This window comes from Micromonospora maritima, assembly GCF_902825405.1.
Taxonomy (GTDB): Bacteria; Actinomycetota; Actinomycetes; order Mycobacteriales; family Micromonosporaceae; genus Micromonospora; species Micromonospora maritima.
In genome coordinates, this window is record NZ_CADEAU010000570.1 from 1 (window position 1) to 3,184 (window position 3,184).

2 protein-coding genes and 1 pseudogene are annotated in these 3,184 nt (G+C 74.3%); 2 read left to right on the forward strand and 1 reads right to left on the reverse strand.

Going from position 1 to position 3,184, the window contains the following annotated elements; translation table 11 throughout:
• The coding region (locus HUW36_RS29180; RefSeq protein ID WP_174531056.1) for an MFS transporter at nucleotides 1-360 on the reverse strand (360 nt) is incomplete at its 3' end.
• 117 nt (nucleotides 361-477) lie between these two features.
• Between HUW36_RS29180 and HUW36_RS29185 the strand changes: the two genes are divergently transcribed.
• Both HUW36_RS29185 and HUW36_RS29190 read left to right on the forward strand, forming a co-directional pair.
• Entirely contained in the window at nucleotides 478-2,265 is a 1,788-nt protein-coding gene (locus HUW36_RS29185) for an HSP90 family protein (protein ID WP_174531057.1), read from the forward strand.
• 4 nt (nucleotides 2,266-2,269) lie between these two features.
• Nucleotides 2,270-3,184 (forward strand): annotated as a pseudogene (locus tag HUW36_RS29190) (hypothetical protein); the annotation flags it as partial.

The window sequence follows — 3,184 nt, forward strand, 5'->3', positions numbered from 1 at the left end:
CGCGTCGAAGAGCGTGCCCAGCAGCGCGAGCAGCGACGCGGCGGCGGCCAACGTCGCGATGCCCGCCTGCCCGGTGGCCACCAGCCAGGCCAGCGCCGCCACCACCACGGCCCGGGCCCCGTCCACCACCGCCATCGTCCGCCGCCGGTCCCACCGGTCCGCGTAGACACCGCCGAGCAGGCCGAGGAGCAGCGGTGGGAGCTGCCCGGCCACGGTCACCACGGCGACCGCCCGCGGGTCCCGGGTGAGTGTCGCGGCCAGCAGCGCCAGGGCCGGCGTACGGAGCGCGTCGCCCAGCCGGGAGCAGACGGCGGCGGACCAGAGCAGCCGGTAGCTCCGGCCCAGGGCGGTGGTGGTCATGCCGACGGACGGTGCGGCCTGCACCGGGTCGAGGGTCAAGCCGACCGACGGAAAAGGGGACGGACACTGTCGGCCACGGCCGGTACGGTGAGCGCCGAATCCGAACCGGGAGCGCGATTGGACCGCACCTTCCAGGTCGACCTCCGTGGCGTGGTCGACCTGCTCAGTCATCACCTCTACGGCAGCCCGCGGGTCTACGTGCGCGAGCTGCTCCAGAACGCCGTCGACGCGATCACCGCCCGTCGGTCCACCGAGCCGGACGCCCCGGCCCGGGTGCGGATCGAGCCGCCGGAGCTGACCGGCGACGGGACGCTGCGCGTGCACGACACGGGCATCGGCCTCACCGAGTCCCAGGTGCACGAGCTGCTGGCCACCATCGGCCGCAGCTCCAAGCGGGACGAGCTGGGCTTCTCCCGGCACGAGTTCCTCGGCCAGTTCGGCATCGGCCTGCTCTCCTGCTTCCTCGTCGCGGACGAGATCCAGGTGGTCACCCGGCACGCCGACCAGCCGACCGTGCTCTGGACGGGCTGGTCCGACGGGCGCTACGCGGTCCGGCTCGCCGGGCCGGAGCAGGCCCGCAGCGAGCCCGGGACCACGGTGACGCTGGTGCCCCGGCGCGACGCCGACCAGTGGTTCGGCACCCCCACCGTCACCGAGCTGGCCCGCCTCTACGGCAGCCTGCTGCCGGTGGACGTCCGGGTCGGCGGGACGCCGACCACCGCCGGGCCGCCGCCCTGGCCGACCACGCCCGGCGCGGCCGTCGACCGGGCCGGGCTGGCCCGCTACGCCCGCGACCTGCTCGGCTTCGTCCCGTTCGACGTGGTGCCGCTGTCGGTGCCCGAGGCCGGCCTCACCGGCGTGGCCTTCATCCTGCCCACGCCGGTGAACCCGGCCGGCCGGGCCGGGCACCGGGTCTACCTCAAGCGGATGCTGCTCGCCGAGCACGCCGACGGCCTGCTGCCCGAGTGGGCGTTCTTCGCCCACTGCGTGGTCGACGCCGGCGAGTTGCGTCCCACCGCGAGTCGCGAGGCGCTCTACGAGGACGCCCTGCTCGGCACCGTCCGGGAGTCGCTCGGCGACCAGATCCGCGGCTGGCTGGTCCGGCTGGCCACGCACGACCCGCACCGGCTCGCCGAGTTCCTCCAGGTCCACCACCTCGGGGTCAAGGCGCTGGCGCTGCACGACGACGAGATGCTCCGCCTGGTCGACCAGTGGTGGCCGATGGACACCAACGTCGGCACGCTCACGCTCGCCGAGTTCCGCAGCCGGCACGGCCTGATCCGCTACGCCGCCAGCCTGGACGAGTTCCGCCAGCTCGCCGCCGTCGCCGCCGCGCAGGACCTGGCCGTGGTCAACGGCGGCTACACCTACGACACCGAGCTGATCGAGCGGCTGCCCACGGTGGACCGCTCGGTGCTGATCGAGCGGCTGGAGCCGAGCGACCTCACCACCCGGTTCGAGATCCTCGACCCGGCGACCGAGCTGGCCCTGCGCCCGTTCCTCGCCGGGGCGCAGCGGGCCCTGGAGCGGCTCGGTTGCGAGGTGGTGGTCCGGGCGTACGACCCGGTCTCGCTGCCGGCGCTCTACCTGGTCTCCCGCTCGGCCGCCTTCCACGACCAGCTCGCCGCCAGCCGCGACAAGGCCGACGAGCTGTGGGGCGGGGTGCTCGACGCGCTCGCCGCCTCCGCCCCGCCGGACCGGCCGCAACTGGTGCTCAACCACCGCAACCCGCTGGTCCGCCGGGTCACCACGCTCACCGACCCGGAGCTGGTCGGGCTGGCCGTCGAGGCGCTCTACGGGCAGGCCCTGCTGCTCGGCCACCATCCGATCCGGGCGGCCGACGCCGCGCTGCTGAACAGTTCCTTCCTCGGCCTGCTCGGCCGGGCCGTACCGGGACAGGAGTGACCTCGTGACCGACGAAGACCTCTGGCGGATGCTGCGCGAGATCGAGTCCATGCCGTACGGGCCGGGGCAGATCGCGGCGCTGGAGCAACTGGTGCGCCGGGCCGACGCGGGCGAGGACCGGCGCCTGGCCTTCGCCGCCCGGATCGTCGCCACCCCGGCGTACGTCCACGGTGGGGAGCCGGCGAAGTCCTTCGTCTCGTTCTCCTGGTGCCTCGCCGAGTTCGACCGGGATCCGCAGCCCTACCACCAGGGCTACACGCACCAGCTCCTCTGGTACTTCAAGTACATGGTCAACGCCCTGCTGAAGTTCCCCGAGCTGCCGCTGGACCGGACGTACGCGGTGCTCGACGACATGGAACGGCGTTACCGCGAGTCCGGGCACTCGCTCCAGGCGGTCCACAAGCACCGCTTCCTGGTCGCCGACCACCTGGGCGACGAGGCGGCGGCCGCCGAGGCCTACCGCCTCTGGATGACCACGCCCCGGGACGAGCTCTCCGACTGCGCCGGGTGCGACCCGACGACGCAGGTGGGCTACCTGGCCGACGTCGGCCGGCACGAGGAGGCGGTGGCGCTCGCCGAGCCGGTGCTCGCCGGCCGACTGAACTGCGTCGAACAGCCGCAGGGGATCCTCACCGCGCTGCTCCCCTCCTACCGCGAGACCGGGCGGCGGGAGCAGGCGCGGGACGCGCACCGGGAGGCGTACCGGCGGTTGCGCGGTCGCCTCGCCGACCTGTGGGAGATCGCCGACCACGTCGAGTTCTGCACCGTCACCGGCAACGGGGCCCGCGCGCTGGAGCTTGTCGAACGGCACCTCGACTGGCTGGACCGGGCGCCCACGCCGGCCGCCGGCATGCACTTCGCGGCCGCCGCCGCGGCGGCCCTGCGCCAGGTGCCGGCCGAGCTGACCGTGCACCGCCGG